Below are 18,141 nucleotides of genomic sequence, written 5' to 3'. Positions count from 1 at the left end.
GTGAAGAGTCAAGCGACGCTGGGCATCCGCCGGTGGCCGGCGATGTGGCTGAGGGTCACGGCGGCCACCAGGGACCCGCCGTAGAACACCTGCTCCGGCCAGCCGGCATAGCCCAGATACTGAAGTCCGGTGATGCCGGTGGTGAGGAAGTAGACCGCGACGAACGCGCCCCAGGCGTTGAACCGGCCCGGCACGATCGTGGTCGAGCCGAGGAACGCGGCCGCGAAGGTGGGCAGCAGGTAGTAGGAACCAGCTTGCGGGTTCGCCGCGCTGTTGGTTCCCGCGAGCACGATGCCGGCCAGGCCGCCGAGGGTGGCGGTGGCGACGAGTGCGCCGGCGCGGATGAGGGTCACCCGCAGGCCGGCCAGCCGGGCCACTTCGCGGTTCTCGGCGATGAAGACCATCCGCCGGCCCAGCGGGGTGTGCTGGAGCACGAACCAGGCGACGAGGCAGAGCAGCAGCCCGAGATAGAACGGCGCCGGAATGCCGAACAGGAACGGGTCGGTCATGAACCGGACCGTCTTGACGGAGATGCCGGTGACCACTTTGGAGTCGGTGATGCCGAGCGTGATGCCGGTCAGCAGCGTGCCCGTGCCCAGCGTCACGATGATGGAGGGGATGCCGAGCAGCACCGACAGGGCGGCGTTGAGCATGCCGAACACGGCGCAGACGAGCACCGAGACGATGATCGCGGGGCCGGGTGCCCAGCCGTGCACGCCGTCGAGGACCGCGACCATGCAGCCGCCGAAGCCGACCACCGAGCCGATCGACAGGTCGAACTCCTGCACCGCCAGCGACACCATCACGCCGAGGGTGGCGATCAGGATGACGGTCTGGGTGCTGAGGATCAGCTTGACCGTGGAGGTCGAGCCGAACGCGTCGGAGCGCCACGAGAAGAACCCGATGATCAGCGCCCAGACCACCAGGACGGCGTACTTCTCGACCGTCTTCACCGCGCGAGCCGTTCCGTCACGGCGGGCTCGTCCCAGACCTCGCCGTACTTGGCGGCGATGTCGAACAGGTTCGCCTCGTGCGGCCGGGGATCCCGGTCGCCGACGCCCTGCCGGACCACGATCGGCACGTACCCGTTGGAGATCGCGTCGACCGCCGTCGCCCGCACGCAGCCGCTCGTGCTGACGCCACAGATCACCAGCGTGTCGATCCGGTTGGCGGCCAGCGTCGCGGTCAGCGTGGTGCCGAAGAACGCGCTCGCGTACTGCTTGGTGATGACCAGGTCGCCGGCCTCCGGCGCGACGTCCGGCATGATCTCGCCGAGGTCGCTGCCGGAGCCGGACACGAAGTGCCGCAGCGCGCCGACCTTCTTGAAGAACAGCCCGCCGTCGATGCCGCCCGGCCCGTAGACGACCCGGGTGTAGATGACCGGGACCCCGGCGGCCCGCGCGGCCGAGACCACGCGCGCCGCCGAGTCCAGACAGTCACGGTTGCCCATGTAGAGCTCGGCGTCGGGCTCGAAGTAGGCCCGCACCATGTCGATCAGGAGGACGGCCGGCTTCTCACCCCAGTCGAGGGGCCGGCCGAAACCGGCGCCCGCGTAGTCGTCGTCGAGCTCTGTCACGCCGGCATCCTGGGCGCGGGCAGGCCGGTCTCGGCCTCGCAGTTGGCCAGGATCTCTTCCAGCGGCGGACCCATGTTGAACACGGGCGCCTTCTCCGGGCGGCCTTCGCGCAGCCGGGCCCGCAGTTCTTCGGTGGCATCGCTGTCCACTTGAGACCCGATGAGCACGACGCCGTATCTGGCCGCACCGTCGCGCGTGACCAGGCCCCGCCGCACTTCCAGCGCGACGAGCTCAGGGTCACGGGCCAGTGGGTCGCCCCAACCGCCCCCGCCCCAGGTGACGAAGTGCAGCACGTCGCCCTTGGCCACGGCCACGTCGTGCACCTTGCTGGCCAGGATCTGGCGGCCGCCGTCGGCCCGGTCGATCCACTTGCGACCGCGCGCGCCCGGGTCGCCGCCGTTGACACCCCACGGGTACGTCAGCCACCGGTCGTCGTGGATCGCGATGGTGCCCGGTTGGAGGAAGCGGTAGGCCACGTCCACGCCGTTGCCGCCGCGGTGCAGGCCGGCGCCGCCGGTGTCCGCCACGGTCTCCCAGGTCTCGATCCGCAGCGGGTAGTACGACTCCAGGTATTCGCAGGGGATGTTGACGAACGACGGCCAGAGCGAGTGCCCGTCCGGGCCGTCGCCGATCGGGCGGCCGGGGATGCCGCCGAAGCCGATCGAGTAGAGCTGGAACCACTCCCCCGCGCGCTCGCCGTCGGCGTAGTTCCCCGAGTACATGAAGTGCGGCGACGAGGAGAAGCCGGCCGCGTTGAGCAGGTCGGGGTTCTTCTGGCCGAGCAGGCCGCCGAACAGGTCGAAGATCCGGCCGACGCCGTGGTTGCGGGCGTTGAGCGCGGCCGGGAAGTCCGGCTTCCAGAACGAGTGGTCCGGGATCTTCACGTCGACCAGGGGGTAGAACCCGTCGTTCCACAGGATCTGCGGATCGGCCACGGTGATCATGTAGATCCCGAAGAACATCCGGGCCAGGTTCTCGTTGATGTAGTAGTTGATCGGGCCGGGCGACTGGGCGGAGCTACCGGTGAAATCCAGCAGCACCTTCTCGCCGGTCCGGGTCAGCGACAGGGTGAGCTGGTAGGGGCCGTTGCCCACACCGTCGTCGCAGATGTAGTCGGTGAAGCTGATCGTCTCGCCGTCCTCGAAGACGATGCCCAGCAGCGCCTTCATCGCCTGGTAGTTGCGGTCCAGCAGGGCGTCGAGGGCGGAGACGTAGGTGTCGACGCCGAACCGGGCGCACAGCTCCTGGATCCGGCGGGACGCGGTGCGGCAGGCGGCCACGATCCCGTTGAGGTCGGCGCGGTTCCAGTCCGGCTGGCGCACCTGGTTGAGGATCACGCGCAGCGCGTCCTCGTTGAGCTTGCCGCCGTCGTACAGCTTGAACGGCGGGATGATGACGCCCTCTTCGAAGATGGTGTGCGCGTCGGTGGGCATCGAACAGACCGTCTTGCCGCCGACGTCGGACATGTGGCCGAACATCGAGGCCCAGCCCACGACCCGGCCCGCCACGTAGATCGGCATGACGACCAGCCAGTCGTTGGCGTGGCTGATCGCGCCGTCGCACGAGTACGGGTCGGAGGTCAGCAGCACGTCGCCCTCGGCGATGGTGCCGTCGTAGCCGTCCAGCAGCGCCGGGATCGACAGGCCGAACTGGCCGACGACCATCTTGCCGTCCGGGTCGCCGATCAGTGGGAACTCGTCGTGCTGCTCCCGGATGCCCGGCGAGAGCGCGGTGCGGAACAGCACCTCGTCCATCTCGTACCGGGCGTTGCGCAGCGCGTTCTCGATGATGTCGAGCGTGACCGGGTCCACGTCGACCTTGGTGACCGGCTCGGTCGCGGTCTGGATGATCTGGGCCATTGATCAATTCCCCACGGGTCGAATCAGCAGGCTGCCGCTCGGGTGCACCGTGGCCGCGTGGCCGGGGAGCACGAGCGTGGTGGAGTCCATCTCGGTGACGATCGCCGGGCCGGTGACGACGTTGCCGGCGCGCAGCTTGGCCCGGTCGTACACCGTCGCGCTCACCGTCGCGCCGTCGACGTAGACGTCGGTGGTGGTGCGCACCGCGTCCGTGGCGTCGGTGCCGCCCTCGGGCAGCGTCGTCGCCTGCACGAACGGGCGTGGCCCGGAGACCGCCGCCCGGATGCTGACCAGCTCGTGCTCGTTCTTGAGCAGGAACGAGAACAGCCGCTCGTGCTCGGCGTCGAAGGCCGCACCGAGGGCCGCGAGCCCGGCACCCGCACCGTCGAAGTCCTTGACCTGCGCCGGCACCGTGATCTCGAAGCCCTGGCCGTGATAGCGGATGTCGACCTGGTACGTGATCGTCTGGTCGGCCCGGGCCACGCCCTCGGCCTCGACGGTGGCCGACGCCGACTCCGCCAGGTCCTCGAAGATGCCGCGCAGCTCGTCGTCGGAGAGCTCCGAGAACCGCCGGATGTAGGTGCGGGCCGCCTCGTCGCGCAGGCTCGTCGTCGCGTCGCCGTAGGCGCAGAGCACGCCGGGCGACGGCGGGATGATGACCGGCCACGCGCCGGTGAGCTTGCCGAGCGCGTTGGCGTGCAACGGACCGGCGCCACCGAACGCGACGAGCGCGAAGTCCCGGGGGTCGTACCCCTGCTGCACCGAGACCAGGCGCAGCGCGCCGAACATGTTCTCGTTGACGATGTCGACGATGCCGGCGGCGGCCGCCTCGGCGCTGGGCAGGCCCATCGCGTCGGCCACCCGCTGCACGGCGGTGCGGGCGGCGGCGCGGTCCAGCGAGATCTCGCCGCCGGCGAGCTCGGTCGGCAGGTAGCCGAGCACCACGTTGGCGTCGGTGACGGTCGGGTCGAGGCCACCGGCGCCGTACGCCGCCGGGCCGGGCGCGGCGCCTGCGGACTGCGGGCCGACGCGCAACGCCTTGGTCAGCTCGGGAACGTGTGCGATCGAGCCGCCGCCGGCGCCGACCGTGCGCACGTCGACCGACGCCGAGCGGACCGTGAGATCCCCGACGCGGGTTTCCCGGCCGACCCGGGGCAGGCCCTTCTCGACCAGCGCCACGTCGGTCGAGGTGCCGCCCATGTCGAAGGTGAGCAGGTCGGTGTAGCCGGCCTGGTCGGCCGCCCAGACCGCGCCGGTCACCCCGCCGGCGGGGCCGGAGAGCAGCAGCGAGACCGGGTTCGCGGCGGCGGCCGCGGCGCTGGCCAGGCCGCCGTCGCTGCGCAGGATGTACAGCTTCTTGTCGATCTTGTTGAGCAGGTTCTCCAGGTACGTGGTGACCTGCGGCTGCACGTACCCGTTGGCGACCGTGGTGATGGTCCGCTCGTATTCGCGGAGCTCGGGCAGCACCCGGGACGACACCGAGATCGGCACGCCCGGCAGCTCCTCGGCGGCGATCGCGGCGACCCGCTCCTCGTGCCGGCCATCCACATAGGAGTTGATGAGGGCGATGGCCAGTGCCTGGATGCCGTCGTCGCGGAGCTTGCGCAGCTTGGCGCGGATGTCGTCCTCGTCGAGCGGGACGATCACCTCGCCGTCGGCGCCGATCCGTTCGACCGCCTCGACCGTGTGCTCCAGCGGCGCGAGCGGCTCCGGCTTGGGCCAGATGATCCAACCCGCGAGGCCACCGGGTACGAACGAGCGGGCGATCTGCAGCACCTGGCGGAAGCCGGCCGTGGTGACCAGGCCGACCCGGGCGCCTTTGCCCTCGAGGATCGCGTTGGTGGCCACGGTCGTGCCGTGCAGCACCTGCTCGATCGAGTCCAGCGACGTCACCGCGGCGGCGCAGACTTTCTCGATCCCCGTCAGCACGCCGACCGACTGGTCCTGCGGGGTCGACGGGGTCTTGGCGCGGAACGAGGTCCCACTATCTTCGTCGATCAGCAGGACGTCGGTGAACGTACCGCCGACGTCGACGCCGAGTCGGTAGCGCATGCTCGTTGCTCCTCTCTCAGATGGCGCCGGCGGCCCGCAGCCGGCTCAGGTCGTCGTCACCGAGGCCCAGGAGGCCGCGGTAGATGTCGTCGTTGCTCGCCCCGAGCGCCGGTCCCGTGGATCGGACCCGTCCGGGTGTCGCGGAGAGCTTGGGAAACACGTTCTGCATGGCGATCTCGCCCAGGTCCTGGTCGGCGAGCTTGACGATCGCGTCCCGCGCCGCGAAGTGCGGGTCGGCGAACATGTCCTTGGCCCGGTAGATCCGGCCGGCCGGCACACCACCCTGGTGCAGGGCCTCGAGCAGCTCGTCCGGGTCCTGGTCGGCGGTCCAGTCCGCGATCAGCGCGTCGAGCTCGGCCATGTACTCACCGCGCGCGCTGTGCGTGGCGAACCGCTCGTCGGTGGTCAGCTCGGGTCGGCTCATCACCGAGGCCAGCCGCCCGAACACGGTGTCCTGGTTGGCGGCGATCAGCACGCTCTCCCCGCCCTTGGTGGGATAGACGTTGCTGGGCGCCACGTTCGGCAGCACCGGGCCGGTGCGCTCGCGCTGGTAGCCGGCGATCTGCCACTCCGGCAGCAGCGACTCCATCATCGCCAGCACCGACTCGTAGATCGCGGCGTCGACCACCTGGCCCCGGCCGGACCGCTCCCGCTCGTGCAGCGCGACCAGCGTGCCGAGGGTGGCGTGGATGGCGGCCAGCGAGTCGCCCAGCGAGATCCCGGCCCGGGACGGCGACTCGTCGGCCGAACCCGTCACGTACCGGATGCCGCCCATCGCCTCGCCGATCGAGCCGAAGCCGGCCCGCTGCGCGTAGGGCCCGGACTGGCCGTAGCCGGTCACCCGGGTCACCACCAGCCGCGGGTTGATCTCCCAGAGCTGCTCCGGCGCGAGGTTCCAGCGCTCCAGCGTCCCCGGCCGGAAGTTCTCCAGCAGCACGTCGGAATGCTTGATCAGCTCGCGGACCAGGTTCTGGCCCTCCGGCGTACGCAGGTCGCAGGTGACCGACTTCTTGTTGCGGGCCACCACCGGCCACCACAGCGACTTGCCGTAGGGCTTCTCGCGGCCCCACTGCCGCATCGGGTCGCCCTTGCGCGGGTCCTCCAGCTTGATGACCTCGGCCCCGAAGTCGCCGAGCAACTGGCCGCAGAACGGGCCGGCGAGGAGCTGGCCAAGCTCGACGACGCGGACGTCGCTCAGTGGCATGGTGCGTTCGGTCATGCGTTCTCCTCAAGGTTCTCTTCCTCGCGGCGGCGGGCACCGAGCAGCGATGCCCGCGCCGAGAGCAGGTGCGCGCGCATCACGGCCTCCGCCCAGTCCGGATCCCGGGCACGCAGGGCGGCCACGATCTCCAGGTGGTGGTTGACGCTGCGCTGCCGCGCCGCCGGGTCGAACGAGTGCAGCGTGCGCAACAGCACGGCGCTGTGGATCAGGTGGCCGACCGTGCTGATCAGCACGGCGCTGCCGGACAGGCCGTTGAGCGTCGCGTGGTACGCGGCGTTCAGGCGGTAGACCTCGTCGAGATCACCGGCCTCGGACCGTTCCTTGAGCACCGTGGCGAGCTCGTCGAGCCGGTCGATGTCGGCCGTGCTCGCGCTCTCGGCCGCGCTGCGGGCGGCCAGACCCTCCACGTGCGCCCGGATCTCGAAGATCTTCTCGAGGTCCTGCCGCGGGTAGTCGATCACCCGAGCGCCCTTGTTGGGCGTGATGTCGACAAGTCCTTCCGCCGCCAGGCGACGCAACGCCTCCCGGACCGGGGTCCGGCTGACGCCCAGCTTCTCCGCCAGATCCACCTCGCCGAGCCGCTCGCCAGGGATGTATTCCCCGCCGAGAATGCGGTCTCGAAGTTGGTCTACCGCGCGGTCACTAGCTGCCGTCAAAGTGGCCTCCGTTCACCTGCCGCTTAGCGTCCTCAGCCGTCGCGATGCTGACGCCTCGCGGCGCCTTGCGGTCATGTTGCATACATCTAGTCGATGCCGAGCCGCTCAGACAAGGGCCCGAACCAATAAATCTTGCCGATTGCATACATGTGCCGAGAGTGTTAGACAGAGCCATGCCTTCCGAACGTCCCCTGGTGGACGCTGCGGGGAGCGCCGTGGAGATCGTCGAGGTCGGCCCGCGCGACGGGCTGCAGAACGAGCGCACCCTTGTTTCCACCGCAGCGAAGATTGCATACATCGAAGCGCTGGTCGCGGCCGGCGCACGACGGATCGAGGCGACCAGCTTCGTGCACCCGAAACGGGTGCCGCAGATGGCGGACGCCGAGGAGGTGATGGCCGGGGTCCCGCGTGGCGACGGGGTGCGCTACATCGGACTGGTCGTCAACGAACGCGGCCTGGACCGCGCGCTGGCGGCCGGCGTCGACGAGGTCAACGTCGTGGTCGTCGCCACCGAGACGTTCAGCCAACGCAACCAGGGGATGTCGGTTCTCGAAGGCGTCCGGTCGTTCGGGGTGATCAGCGCGCGGGCGCGGTCCGCCGGATTACGGGTCACGGCGACGGTCGGTGCCAGTTTCGGCTGTCCGTTCGAGGGCGAGGTCGACCCGGCGGCGGTCGGTGCGCTGGTGCGTTCGTGTGCTTCTGCCGGCGCTGACGAGATCGCGCTGGCCGACACGATCGGCGTCGGCGTGCCGGGCGACGTGGCGCGCCTGGTTTCCGAGGTTCGCGCGGTCACCGACCTGCCGTTGCGCTTCCATTTCCACAACACCCGGAACACGGGGTACGCCAACGCGCTCACCGCGGTCGCCCTCGGCGCGTCCGCATTGGACAGCAGCACCGGCGGCATCGGCGGCTGTCCGTTCGCACCCGCGGCCACGGGCAACATCGCGACCGAGGACCTGGCGTACGCGCTGCGCCGCTCGGGCATTGCCACCGGGCTGGACCTGGCCGCCCTGGTCTCGGCGGCGACTCTGATCGGCGGCGAGCTCGGCATCGTGCTACCCGCGCTGCTCGGCCGGGCGGGCGACTTCCCCGCCGGCCTCTCACCGGAACGGAGGCTCTGACCGTGCGAGCCGCGATCATGACTTCCGTCGACGCTCCGCTGGTTCTCGACGAGGTCGAGCTGGAGGAGCCGCGGGCCGGCGAGGTGCTGGTGGACATCGCGCACTGCGGCGTCTGCCATTCCGACCTGCATTACCTCGACGGCTCGCTGCGCACCGGGCTGCCGGTGATCCTCGGGCACGAGGCGGCCGGCGTGGTCGCGGCGGTCGGTCCGGACGTCACTGGTCTTCAACCCGGCGACCAGGTCGTGCTGACCATGGCACCGTCGTGCGGCCGCTGCTACTGGTGCGCCAACGGCGAGCGCACGCTGTGCCAACAGTTCGCCGGCATGGTCGGTGGCGCGTACCCGGACGGCTCCACCCGGTTGTCCTGGAAGGGCTCTCCCGTGCGGCGCGGCCTCGTGCTGGCCGCCTTCGCCGAGCGGACCGTGGTGCCGGTCGAGGCCGCGGTGCGGATCCCCGACGACATGCCCACCGAGATCGCGGCGGTGATCGGTTGCGCGGTGCAGACCGGCGTCGGCGCCGTGCTGAACACCGCCCGCGTGCCGATCGGCGCCTCGGTGGTGGTCAGCGGGCTGGGCGCGGTCGGGCTGTCGATCGTCCAGGCTGCGGTCATCGCCGGCGCGACGACGATCCTGGCCGCGGACATGAACGCCGCGCGGCGGGCCGAGGCGACCCGGCTGGGCGCCACGCACGTGGCCGACCCGCTCGTGGACCCGGTCGACAAGCTGGCCAGGTCGTTGACCTCCGGTCGGGGTGCGGACTTCGCGTTCGACGCCGTTGGCCGTGGCTCCGTGGTCGAGACGTTGCTGAAGGCGACCCGCAACGGCGGCACGACCGTCATGGTCGGCATACCGTCCACGTCGGACACCGTCAACGTCCGCGCGCTCGTGCACGCCTTCTACGAGAAGAAGTTGATCGGCTGCTACCTCGGTTCGGCCAACCCGCACCGCGACTTCCCCCGGATCCTCGACCTGTGGCGGGCCGGACGGCTCGACCTGGCCGGCCTGGTCACCGCGCGGCGTCCCCTCGCCGACATCAACCTCGCTCTCGACGACCTGCGCCAGGGTGCCGGCGTCCGCACCGTGCTGGAGATGAACACATGAAGTACGACAGCGCCTTCATCGACGGCGCTTGGGTTCCCGTCGCGCACGACGCGCTGACGCTGGTCGACCCGGCCACCGAGGAGCCGTTCGCCACGCTGTCACTGGCGGGGCCGACCGAGGTCGACGTCGCGGTGGCGGCCGCGCGCGCCGCCCTGCCGGGCTGGCGGACGGCGGACCGGGTGGCGATCCTGGGGCGGGTCTGGTCCGCGATCGAGTCCCGCCGGGCCGAGTTCGCCGCCCTGATCACGCGCGACATGGGCTGCCCACCGAAGATCGCCGACGCGGTGCAGGTCGGCACCCCGCTGGCCGTGCTCGACGGACTGCTAGGCCTGGCCGCCAAGCTCGACGAGCACATCGGACACTCGCTGGTCGTCCACGAGCCGATCGGCGTGGTCGGCGCCATCACGCCCTGGAACTATCCGCTGCACCAGGTGATGGCCAAGGTGGGCCCGGCGTTGCTGGCCGGCTGCACGGTGGTGCTCAAGCCCAGCGAGCTCGCGCCGTCCGCGGCCCTGCTGCTGGCCGACGTGTTCGCCGGGGCCGGCCTGCCCTCGGGTGTGCTCAACGTGGTGGTCGGCACCGGCCCGGTGGTCGGAGCCGCGCTGGCCGCCCATCCGGACGTCGACATGATCTCCTTCACCGGCTCGACCGCCGCCGGGAAGCTGGTCGCCCGCGCGGCGGCCGACACGGTCAAGCGGGTCGCCCTGGAGCTCGGTGGCAAGTCCGCCAGCGTGGTGCTGCCGGACGCCGACCTGACCCGCGCGGTGAAGACGACGGTCAGCAACGCGTTCCTCAACTCCGGGCAGACCTGCACCGCCTGGACCCGCCTCGTGGTGCCTGCCCAACTGCACGATTCGGCAGTCTCCTTGGCCGGCGAGTTCGCGTCGGCGATGGCACCGCGACTCGGGCCGTTGGCATCGTTGGCGCAGTTCGAGCGGGTGCAGGGCTATCTTTCCTCGGCTCCTTTCGCCGCTGTGACTGGCGGACCCGGGCGCCTGCGCGACCGCGGCTACTTCTGCAAGCCCACCGTGTACGCGGACGTCGACCGGAACTCCGCGATCGCTCAGGAGGAGATCTTCGGGCCGGTGCTGGCCGTCATCCCCTACTCCGACACCGACGACGCGGTCGCGATCGCCAACGGCACCCCTTACGGCCTGGCCGGAGCCGTGTGGTCCGGCGACCCGGACTGGGCCCTCGCCGTCGCCAGGCGGCTGCGGACCGGGCAGGTCGACATCAACGGCGCGCGGTTCAACCCGCTGGCGCCGTTCGGCGGCTACGGCCAGTCCGGCAACGGTCGGGAGCTGGGCCGCTACGGCCTGGACGAGTTCTTCGAGACCAAGTCGATCCAACTCTGAGTCTTTCTTCTTCACCGCACTCGCATCGAGCCAGGGAGGGCTTTATGTCGCGAGAAGAACTTGTCCAACCGCAACTAAACCGCCGGACCGTGTTCCGGGGGCTGGCCGCCGCCGGTGTCGCGGTCGCCGCCGCCGACGCCGTCGTGGCCACACCGGCCGCGGCGCACGGACCGCGCGTGCCCAACCCGGTCGTCAACGGACCCGTGCGCGCCGGCGGCCATCCCTTCTTCGCGTCGCAGTTCGACCTGCGGGGCCACGACTACGTCGAGGAGGAGTTCTTCTTCTCGGGCACGGCCAACACGTACACGGTCGTCAACGGCCAGCGGACCACCGCTTCGGTGGTCGACGGCGGGCACGCGTACACCAGCCGAATGGTCGTGCGCCGCCCCGCTTCCGCGCGGAACTTCAACGGCACCGTCTTCGTCGAGTGGTACAACGTGACCATGGGCTTCGACGTCGAGGCCGACTGGTTCCGCTTCCACGAGCACATCATGCGGGCCGGCTACGCCTGGGTCGGCGTCTCCGCGCAGCAGCTCGGCATCAACGCACTGAAGACGTGGAGCCCTCATCGGTATGGCTCGCTCGACGTGGCCGCGGACACCCTGGGTTGGGACATCTACTCCCAGGCGCTGCAAGCCATCCGCTCGCCACGCGGCGTTCGTCCACTAGGGAGTCTGCGTCCTACGAAGGTCATCGCCGGCGGCGAGTCACAGTCGGCGTCGAAGCTGACGCAGTATTTCAACGCCATCCACCCGCTGCACGGCCTCGCCGACGGCTTCATCCTCAACGGCGCACCCGAGCCGAACCTGGTGGTCCGCACCGACCTCAAGACGCCGGTGTTCAAGCTGACCACGGAGACCGATGTCGCCGTCATCGGCCACGCCCAGAACCGCCAGCCCGACTCGCGCGTGCTGCGGACGTGGGAGGTGGCCGGCACCGCACACGCCGACTTCGACATGATCGGCGAGGACTACCGCTCGCCGCACGCGCCGGGCATCAACCCGGTGCAGTTCCGCGACCTGGGCACGTTCCAGGACTGGACGGCCTGCGACAAGCCAACCTTGCCGCGTACGCCGTACAAGTACGTCTACCACGCGGCCCTCGACCACATGGACCGCTGGATTCGTCGTGGCACCAAGCCGCCGCATGGCCGGCCCCTGGACGTCCTCTCGACAACCGGCCCGCGCGGGGCGACGCTGGCCCGCGACAGCTTCGGCATCGCCACAGGCGGCATCCGCCTGGCGGCCGTGGCCGTGCCGACGGCGGTCAACGCGAGCCCGAACAGCCCAGGCTTCTTCTGCTCCATCTTCGGCAACTACGAACCGTTCAGCCCGGCGGTACTGGACGCCCTGTACCCGACGCACGGCTCGTACGTGTCAAAGGTCAACCACGTAACAGACCAGAACGTCCGCGACGGCTACCTGCTGCCTGCGGACGCGAAAACCATCAAACGCGAGGCGGCCCGCTCCCGCATCGGCAAGTAGGGGGCAACCCGGTTCAATCGCAGGCGACGACGGGGTCGGCGCGGGGCCAGCGTTCGACCTCGTCGCCCGCGCGCAGGAATGCCGCGTGCGGGTCCGACTCCGCGAGCCACAGTTCCAGTGCGCCGTTGCGGTATCCGGTGTCCTGGGCGTCGGGTGGCAGGTCGACACCGATCTCCACCTTTCCGGATACGCCGTACCTGATGACCTGGTCCGGGTCCCGGATGTACTGGCGTATCTGGGCGGACGTGCGGGAGACCGTGCCCAGCGGCCACCCGAGATGCAGCATCACCGCGCTCTCCCAGCCGCAGTGGTCGGGGCCGGCGATGCTGTTCAGCTCTTCGCTGTCCACGTCACGGCCGTCTCGTGTCCATGTCGGACCCGGATAGCGCTCGGGCGGAGAGAAGTAGGCCGCGACCTTCGACTCTGGTTCAGCGCGAGTCGGCATGGGTCCGCACGCGGACACCAGCACCACACCAAGGCCGGCGAGCAGGAGACGACGCATGGTGGTGTGACGGCCCACCGGCGGCGGGGGTTCCGTTCTCAAGTCCATGATGGAGGCGGCTCAGCGGCTCGCGAGGAACTCCAGCGTCCGCCGCAGCAGCAGGGCGGTCGCCTCCGCGTCGTAGGACGGCAGGCTCACATCGCTGAACAGGTGCTGGTCGCCCGGGTAGAGGAACAGCTCACCGTCGGCGGCCGCGGCCACGATCGCGCGGGCCGCGTCGATGTCGCCGCCTTCCTCCGCGAAGAACGGGTCGTTCTCCATGGCGTGGATCCGCACCGGCACGTCGGCCGGCCAGCCCGCGCCGAACTCAGTGGGCCAAATGCTGGTGTGGAAGAGCAGCGCGCCGCGGCTCGGCCGGGTCTGCGCCAGTTGCTGCGCGGGCATGCCACCGAGCGAGAACCCGGCGTGGACGACGTCGGCGGGCAGGTCGCCGGCCGCGGCGACACCGCGCTCGATCACGGTGTCGAAACCGACCTTCTGCGCGTACGACAGGCCCTCGTCCAGGGTGTCGAAGGTGTTGCCCTCGTAAAGGTCCGGCGTGTGCACGGTGTGACCGGCGGCGCGCAACGCCTCCGCGAAGGCGGTGACACCCGCGGTCAGACCCTGCGCGTGATGGAACAGCACAACCTCAGCCATTTCGCCACCTTAGATGGGTTCACGCCGAAGCGCTGTCCGCCGCTAACCTCGGCCACATGTCTGCACCCCTCACCGAACCCCCGGCGGCCGGCAACGAGCTCGACACCCTGCTCGGCGCGCTGGAACGGCAACGGCGCTACATCGCCTGGAAATGCGGTGGCCTGGACGCCGCCGGCCTGCGCGCGACCCTCGGCCCATCCACCGTGACGCTGGGTGGCCTACTGAAACACCTGGCCGCGGTCGAGGAGCACACGTTCTCGATGAAGCTCTTCGGAGTGCCGGTCGGCGAGCCCTTCGCGAGCGGCTGGGCCGACGACGAGGACTGGGAGTGGCACTCGGCAGCCTCCGACTCGCCCGAGGAGCTGATGGCCCTGTGGGAGGCCGCGGTAGCCCGATCGCGCGTCCTGGTCGCCGAAGCCCTGGCCGACGGCGGCCTGGACCGCCCGGGCGCCGCCACCTGGCCCGACGGGCGCACGGCCAGCCTGCGCCGACACCTGATCGACATGATCGAGGAGTACGCCCGCCACGTCGGCCAGGCAGACCTCATCCGCGAGTCGGTCGACGGCCTGACCGGCGAAGACCCCTCCGACGACGCTTGACGGACGGTTTCTGAGCTACTGCGCTGTGTCGCCGGGGTGCAGAGCTCCGCCGGCCAGTCCTTCACGCACGGTGCGCACCAGGTCGACGCCCGCTGTCGCCGTCTGGCGTACGACTTCCTCGAAGACCGCTAGCTGGCGGAACGCCTCGCCGACCCGGCGTTGCTGGTCCAACGGACGGCGGGGAATCTGTGCGCGACGCACGTCGAACCGGTACGCGCCCGAGGCGCTGGCCGCCTGCCGCTCGTTGGCGACGCTGCCGATCTGGCCCGCCAGGAACCACGGGTCCAGCGCGTCCGGGTCCGGACGCAGGAGCAACAGGTTCACGCCGAGCGAGCCGCCCTCTTCGCCGACGACCCGGGCGGTGAGCTGGCGCGCCACGGTGGGCACGAGCACGTCACCCGGCTCCAGCGCGATCGCCGTGCCCTCGCCCCCGGCCGGTCGCACCGGGCCGAGGATCCGCAGTGCGCCGGACCTGGCCAGGTCGCTCACCGAGACCGTCGGTGGCGTGGCGGGATCATCGGTGACCGCTAGGTCCGGCATCACCTCCGCCACCCGGGCGACCAGGGCCAGCATCGACGCGCGCGCGCCGGCGAAGTCGGCCGCGTCGGCGGCGGCCGACGCGGCGGGCTGGCGGCGGGCCGGAGTCAGGTCGACGTCCTGGTCCAGCAGCTCGATAACGGGAACCGCCCGCGCGAACCCCGGCTCGTCGACCGCCTCGTCCCGGTCGAAGGCGCGGTAGGTGGCGACGATCCGTTCGTAGCCCAATGCCGGCTCGCCGTCGGCGGCGTCGACGAGCAACGCGGAAGCCGCCGCCGGCGCCTGTCCCTCCGGTCGCCGCAACACCCACAGGTGCAACGGGATGCTGTGCGGCGCCGCGGCCTTGGCGGGCAGCGAGATCACCGCGCGCAGCGCACCCCGGCGCAGTAACTCGGATCGGATCCGCCGACCCGCCCGACGGCTCGCCGCGGACGGCGGCATGAGGACCACGGCGGAGCCGCCGGGCCGCAGATGGGCGAGCGCGTGCTGGACCCAGGCGAGCTCGGGCTCGGTGCGGGGCGGTGCGCCGTACTCCCATCGCGGGTCGTAGCCCAGCTCGTCGTGACCCCAGTTGGTGTCGCCGAACGGGATGTTGGACACCACCGCGTCGACGCGTAGCTCGGGGAAGGAGTCGGCGCGGAGCGAGTCGCCGGCGCGCACCTCACCCCGCACGCCGCCCAACGCCACCCACATCTCCGCCAGGTGGGCGAGGCCCGCGTCGATCTCCTGCCCGTAGATGACCGTGCTGCCGGACCGGACGGCCGAACGCAGGATGCTGCCCGCGCCGCAGGCGGGATCGAACAGCGTGCCGCCCTTGGGGTCGGCCAGCCCGACCATCAGGTCCGACAGTGCCTCGGGGGTGAGCCCCACCCGCCAGGCCTGGGTCTGCGCGAACCGGCGCCAGAGCTCTTCGAAGACGATCTCGGCCTTGCGGCCGTGGAGCAGGTCGGCGATCTCGGGAAGTACGAGCAACTGCGTGCCGTGCTTCTCGCCGCGCTGATGCGCGAGCAGTAGCTCGCCCACCGCGCCGAGGTTGGCGGCGATGTCGCTGCCGGTGGCGGCCAGTCGTGCCCAGGCTCTGTCCTCGACGGACACCTCGGGCAGCTTGCCCTGGTCGCGCAGCCACTCCTCGACCTGGGGCAGGTCGAACTCCGGACTGCTGGCCGTGCCGCCCACCGGATCCGGAAAGTCGGTGTGCCGTTTCCGCCAGTTGCTCACGGCAGCACGCCCGACCCCGGCCAGACGGGCGATCTCGGTAGCGGTGACCTTCGCGTTTTCGGGCACGCAAGCAGTGTACAGAGCCGTCAAGTCCCTCTTGCGTTGACACGGTTCACAGATGATGCTCTCATTGACCCCGACTTCAACCGGGAGGAACAACCATGCGCAAGACGACCTTTTTCGCCCTCGTCATCGGCGGGCTGCTGGCCCTGGGCTGCGGAGCCGGATCGAGCAACGCGTCCGGCGGTTCAGCCGACAGCGACGCCGCCGCCGGCTCCGGCGACTCAGGCGGTTCGGAGGAGACGGCCAAGACCGCGAAGGTGGGCCAGGCGGCCCGCGACGGGAAGTTCGAGTTCACCGTCAAGGCACCGAAGTGCGGAGTGGCCGAGGTCGGCGACAAGTACCTGAACGAGAAGGCCCAGGGACAGTTCTGCCTGGTGACGGTCACGGTGAAGAACATCGGCGACAAGCCGCAGACCTTCAGTGACTCGAGCCAGAAGGCCTTCGGCGCGGACGACGTCGAATACTCCGCGGATTCGGGGGCCGCCATCTACGCGAACAAGAACGCGGACACCCTGTTCACCGAGATCAACCCGGGCAACAAGGTCACGGGCGTGGTCGTCTTCGACATCCCCAAGAAGGCAAAGCTCGCGAAGCTCGAGCTCCACGACTCCCCCTTCTCCGGCGGCGTCACGGTCCAACTGGGCTGAACCCCATTCGACGCGCGAAGGAGCCGACCCGATGAGCACCCCGCAGCCCCCGTACCAGCCGCAGCCCCCGTACCTGCCTCCCGCACCGAAGAAGCGCGGCCCGTTGGTCTGGATCCTCGGCAGCGTCGCCGCCTTCATGGCGCTGTGCATCGCCGGCGTGGTGGGCATCGCCGTCTCCGCGGACCCGGACACAGCGAAGACGCCGGACACCCCAGCCGGCCGCGCGGCAGCAGCAGCGCCGTCCAGCGCAGCCGCGGAACCCGAGGCCACCGCCGCACCCGAGGCCAGCGCACCCGCACCGCCGCCCACACCGAAGGACATCACGATGACCGGCCGCGGCGACAAGCTGCTGAAGCCGAAGCTCGACCCCGAGCGGGCGTACGTCGCGGTCATCAGTCACACCGGCGGCAGCAACTTCATCGTCACGTCCATCGACTCCGCCGGCGACCAGGTCGACCTGCTCGTGAACGAGATCGGCAGGTACTCCGGCACCCGCCCGATCGGCCTCCGCGAAGGCGAGGGCATCGCGGCTCTCAAGGTCGAGGCCGGCGGCACGTGGAAGATCGTGCTGCGAGACCTGTCCAAGGCCCCCCAGTTCAAGGGCAAGGTGAGCGGCAAGGGAAGCGCCGTCTACCTGATCCCGCCGGGAACGCTGGACGCCCTCGCCAGCGCGAAGATCACCCACAACGGCAGGGGCAACTTCATCGTGACGGCGTACGGCGAGCGCTCAGACCTACTGATCAACGAGATCGGAAAGTACTCCGGGGAGGTACTTCTGGACTCGGAAACGTTGGTCCTCGAGATCCAGGCGGACGGCGGTTGGACGATCCAGGCGACCTGACCGCGACCCAGCCCAAGAGCCTCGCCTTCCTCTCGGGCGGGGCTCTTGCTCGTCCAGACCCGCGCAGCGTGCTTGCCAGGGTTTGCCGGAGTCTGTTGGGCTGTCCGCATGTCCGCGCAATCCGTACCCGCCAGCCGTGCGATCTGGGTCGACCCCGAGATCGACCCGCGCAACATCGCCGAGCCACCCGTGGGCGAGGTGACGACGCTGCGTCAGTACCTCGACCACTACCGGATGACCTTCGAGATGAAGTGCGATGGCCTCACTCCGGAACAGTTGGCCAGCCGGTCGGTCCCTCCGAGCACCATGAGCCTTCTCGGACTGATCCGGCATCTGGCCAAGGTCGAGCACCATTGGTTCCGGCGCACGCTCGAAAGGCAGACGACGCTGCCCGAGCTTTACGTCACGGACGACGAGCCCGACCTCGACTTCGACGGAGCGATCGGGACAGCCGAATGCGTCACAGACGCGTGGGAGTCATGGCGACGCGAGGTGGCACACGCGCGCGAGGTCTATTCCGGCTACGACGACCTCGGCCACACCTTCGTCCCAGGCGAGCCCTGGGAGTTGCGCGCGGTCATCGTGCACCTGATCGAGGAGTACGCCCGCCACTGCGGACACGCCGATCTCCTGCGCGAGTGCATCGACGGCCGCACCGGCGAGTGAGCCT

General features: G+C 70.2%; 17 protein-coding genes. 8 read left to right on the top strand and 9 right to left on the bottom strand.

The genetic code is table 11. The features are described 5' to 3' along the window. Window positions 1-8: 8 nt before the first annotated feature. From BLV39_RS21850 to BLV39_RS21825, 6 genes are read right to left on the bottom strand one after another with little or no spacing between them, the layout of a single operon-like run. Window positions 9-953: an ABC transporter permease gene (locus BLV39_RS21850; protein WP_090795767.1), complete on the bottom strand. Its 945-nt coding sequence runs from the start codon at window positions 951-953 to the stop codon at window positions 9-11. Then, on the bottom strand, window positions 950-1,576 hold the full coding sequence (locus BLV39_RS21845) for an isochorismatase family protein (RefSeq protein WP_090795764.1): 627 nt from the start codon (window positions 1,574-1,576) through the stop codon (window positions 950-952). The genes BLV39_RS21850 and BLV39_RS21845 overlap by 4 nt, the downstream gene beginning before the upstream one ends. Continuing rightward, complete coding sequence (locus BLV39_RS21840; RefSeq protein WP_090795761.1) at window positions 1,573-3,435, bottom strand: hydantoinase B/oxoprolinase family protein; 1,863 nt, start codon at window positions 3,433-3,435, stop codon at window positions 1,573-1,575. Before BLV39_RS21840 ends, BLV39_RS21845 begins: the two co-directional genes overlap by 4 nt. 3 nt (window positions 3,436-3,438) lie before the next feature. Continuing rightward, window positions 3,439-5,487, bottom strand: a complete 2,049-nt coding sequence (locus BLV39_RS21835; RefSeq protein ID WP_090795759.1) for a hydantoinase/oxoprolinase family protein — start codon at window positions 5,485-5,487, stop codon at window positions 3,439-3,441. A 16-nt stretch (window positions 5,488-5,503) separates the two neighbouring features. Next, the gene (locus BLV39_RS21830; protein WP_090795756.1) at window positions 5,504-6,706 is read right to left on the bottom strand and encodes a CaiB/BaiF CoA transferase family protein; all 1,203 of its coding nucleotides are present in this window, start codon (window positions 6,704-6,706) and stop codon (window positions 5,504-5,506) included. Further along, on the bottom strand, window positions 6,703-7,365 hold the full coding sequence (locus tag BLV39_RS21825; RefSeq protein WP_090795752.1) for a GntR family transcriptional regulator: 663 nt from the start codon (window positions 7,363-7,365) through the stop codon (window positions 6,703-6,705). Before BLV39_RS21825 ends, BLV39_RS21830 begins: the two co-directional genes overlap by 4 nt. Before the next feature lie 194 nt (window positions 7,366-7,559). On the opposite strand from BLV39_RS21825, the gene BLV39_RS21820 reads away from it, so the two are divergent. From BLV39_RS21820 to BLV39_RS21805, 4 genes are read left to right on the top strand one after another with little or no spacing between them, the layout of a single operon-like run. Continuing rightward, a complete protein-coding gene (locus BLV39_RS21820) occupies window positions 7,560-8,486 on the top strand; it encodes a hydroxymethylglutaryl-CoA lyase (RefSeq protein WP_239083793.1) in 927 nt (308 codons plus the stop codon). Between the two features lie 17 nt (window positions 8,487-8,503). After that, entirely contained in the window at window positions 8,504-9,589 is a 1,086-nt protein-coding gene (locus BLV39_RS21815) for an alcohol dehydrogenase catalytic domain-containing protein (protein WP_143049838.1), read from the top strand. Beyond that, window positions 9,586-10,944 carry an aldehyde dehydrogenase family protein gene (locus tag BLV39_RS21810; RefSeq protein ID WP_090795740.1) on the top strand — a complete coding sequence of 453 codons (1,359 nt, stop codon included), beginning with the start codon at window positions 9,586-9,588 and terminating at the stop codon, window positions 10,942-10,944. Before BLV39_RS21815 ends, BLV39_RS21810 begins: the two co-directional genes overlap by 4 nt. 44 nt (window positions 10,945-10,988) lie before the next feature. After that, window positions 10,989-12,428, top strand: a complete 1,440-nt coding sequence (locus BLV39_RS21805) for an alpha/beta hydrolase domain-containing protein (protein ID WP_143049837.1) — start codon at window positions 10,989-10,991, stop codon at window positions 12,426-12,428. A gap of 13 nt (window positions 12,429-12,441) precedes the next feature. Here BLV39_RS21805 and BLV39_RS21800 read toward each other — a convergent pair whose 3' ends face one another. Both BLV39_RS21800 and BLV39_RS21795 read right to left on the bottom strand, forming a co-directional pair. Next, window positions 12,442-12,777: a hypothetical protein gene (locus BLV39_RS21800; protein WP_090795734.1), complete on the bottom strand. Its 336-nt coding sequence runs from the start codon at window positions 12,775-12,777 to the stop codon at window positions 12,442-12,444. A gap of 213 nt (window positions 12,778-12,990) precedes the next feature. Further along, entirely contained in the window at window positions 12,991-13,566 is a 576-nt protein-coding gene (locus tag BLV39_RS21795; protein WP_090795731.1) for a dienelactone hydrolase family protein, read from the bottom strand. A gap of 56 nt (window positions 13,567-13,622) precedes the next feature. On the opposite strand from BLV39_RS21795, the gene BLV39_RS21790 reads away from it, so the two are divergent. Then, window positions 13,623-14,165: a DinB family protein gene (locus BLV39_RS21790; protein ID WP_090795728.1), complete on the top strand. Its 543-nt coding sequence runs from the start codon at window positions 13,623-13,625 to the stop codon at window positions 14,163-14,165. Window positions 14,166-14,180: 15 nt separating this feature from the next. On the opposite strand, the gene BLV39_RS21785 is transcribed toward BLV39_RS21790, so the two are convergent. Then, window positions 14,181-15,986, bottom strand: a complete 1,806-nt coding sequence (locus tag BLV39_RS21785) for an N-6 DNA methylase (protein ID WP_090795724.1) — start codon at window positions 15,984-15,986, stop codon at window positions 14,181-14,183. Window positions 15,987-16,081: 95 nt separating this feature from the next. Between BLV39_RS21785 and BLV39_RS21780 the strand changes: the two genes are divergently transcribed. The 3 genes from BLV39_RS21780 (at window position 16,082) to BLV39_RS21770 (ending at window position 18,137) form a co-directional block, all read left to right on the top strand. Then, window positions 16,082-16,630, top strand: coding sequence for a DUF4352 domain-containing protein (locus BLV39_RS21780; protein ID WP_090795721.1), 549 nt, complete (start codon window positions 16,082-16,084; stop codon window positions 16,628-16,630). Between the two features lie 31 nt (window positions 16,631-16,661). Further along, complete coding sequence (locus tag BLV39_RS21775; RefSeq protein WP_090795717.1) at window positions 16,662-17,471, top strand: hypothetical protein; 810 nt, start codon at window positions 16,662-16,664, stop codon at window positions 17,469-17,471. Window positions 17,472-17,579: 108 nt separating this feature from the next. Continuing rightward, window positions 17,580-18,137, top strand: a complete 558-nt coding sequence (locus tag BLV39_RS21770; protein WP_090795713.1) for a DinB family protein — start codon at window positions 17,580-17,582, stop codon at window positions 18,135-18,137. Window positions 18,138-18,141 lie beyond the last annotated feature (4 nt).

Origin of the sequence: Asanoa ishikariensis, assembly GCF_900107455.1 — a bacterium.
GTDB classification, from domain to species: Bacteria; Actinomycetota; Actinomycetes; order Mycobacteriales; family Micromonosporaceae; genus Asanoa; species Asanoa ishikariensis.
The sequence above is the reverse complement of the archived record's forward strand: the minus strand, read 5'-3'. Positions and strand labels throughout refer to the sequence as shown.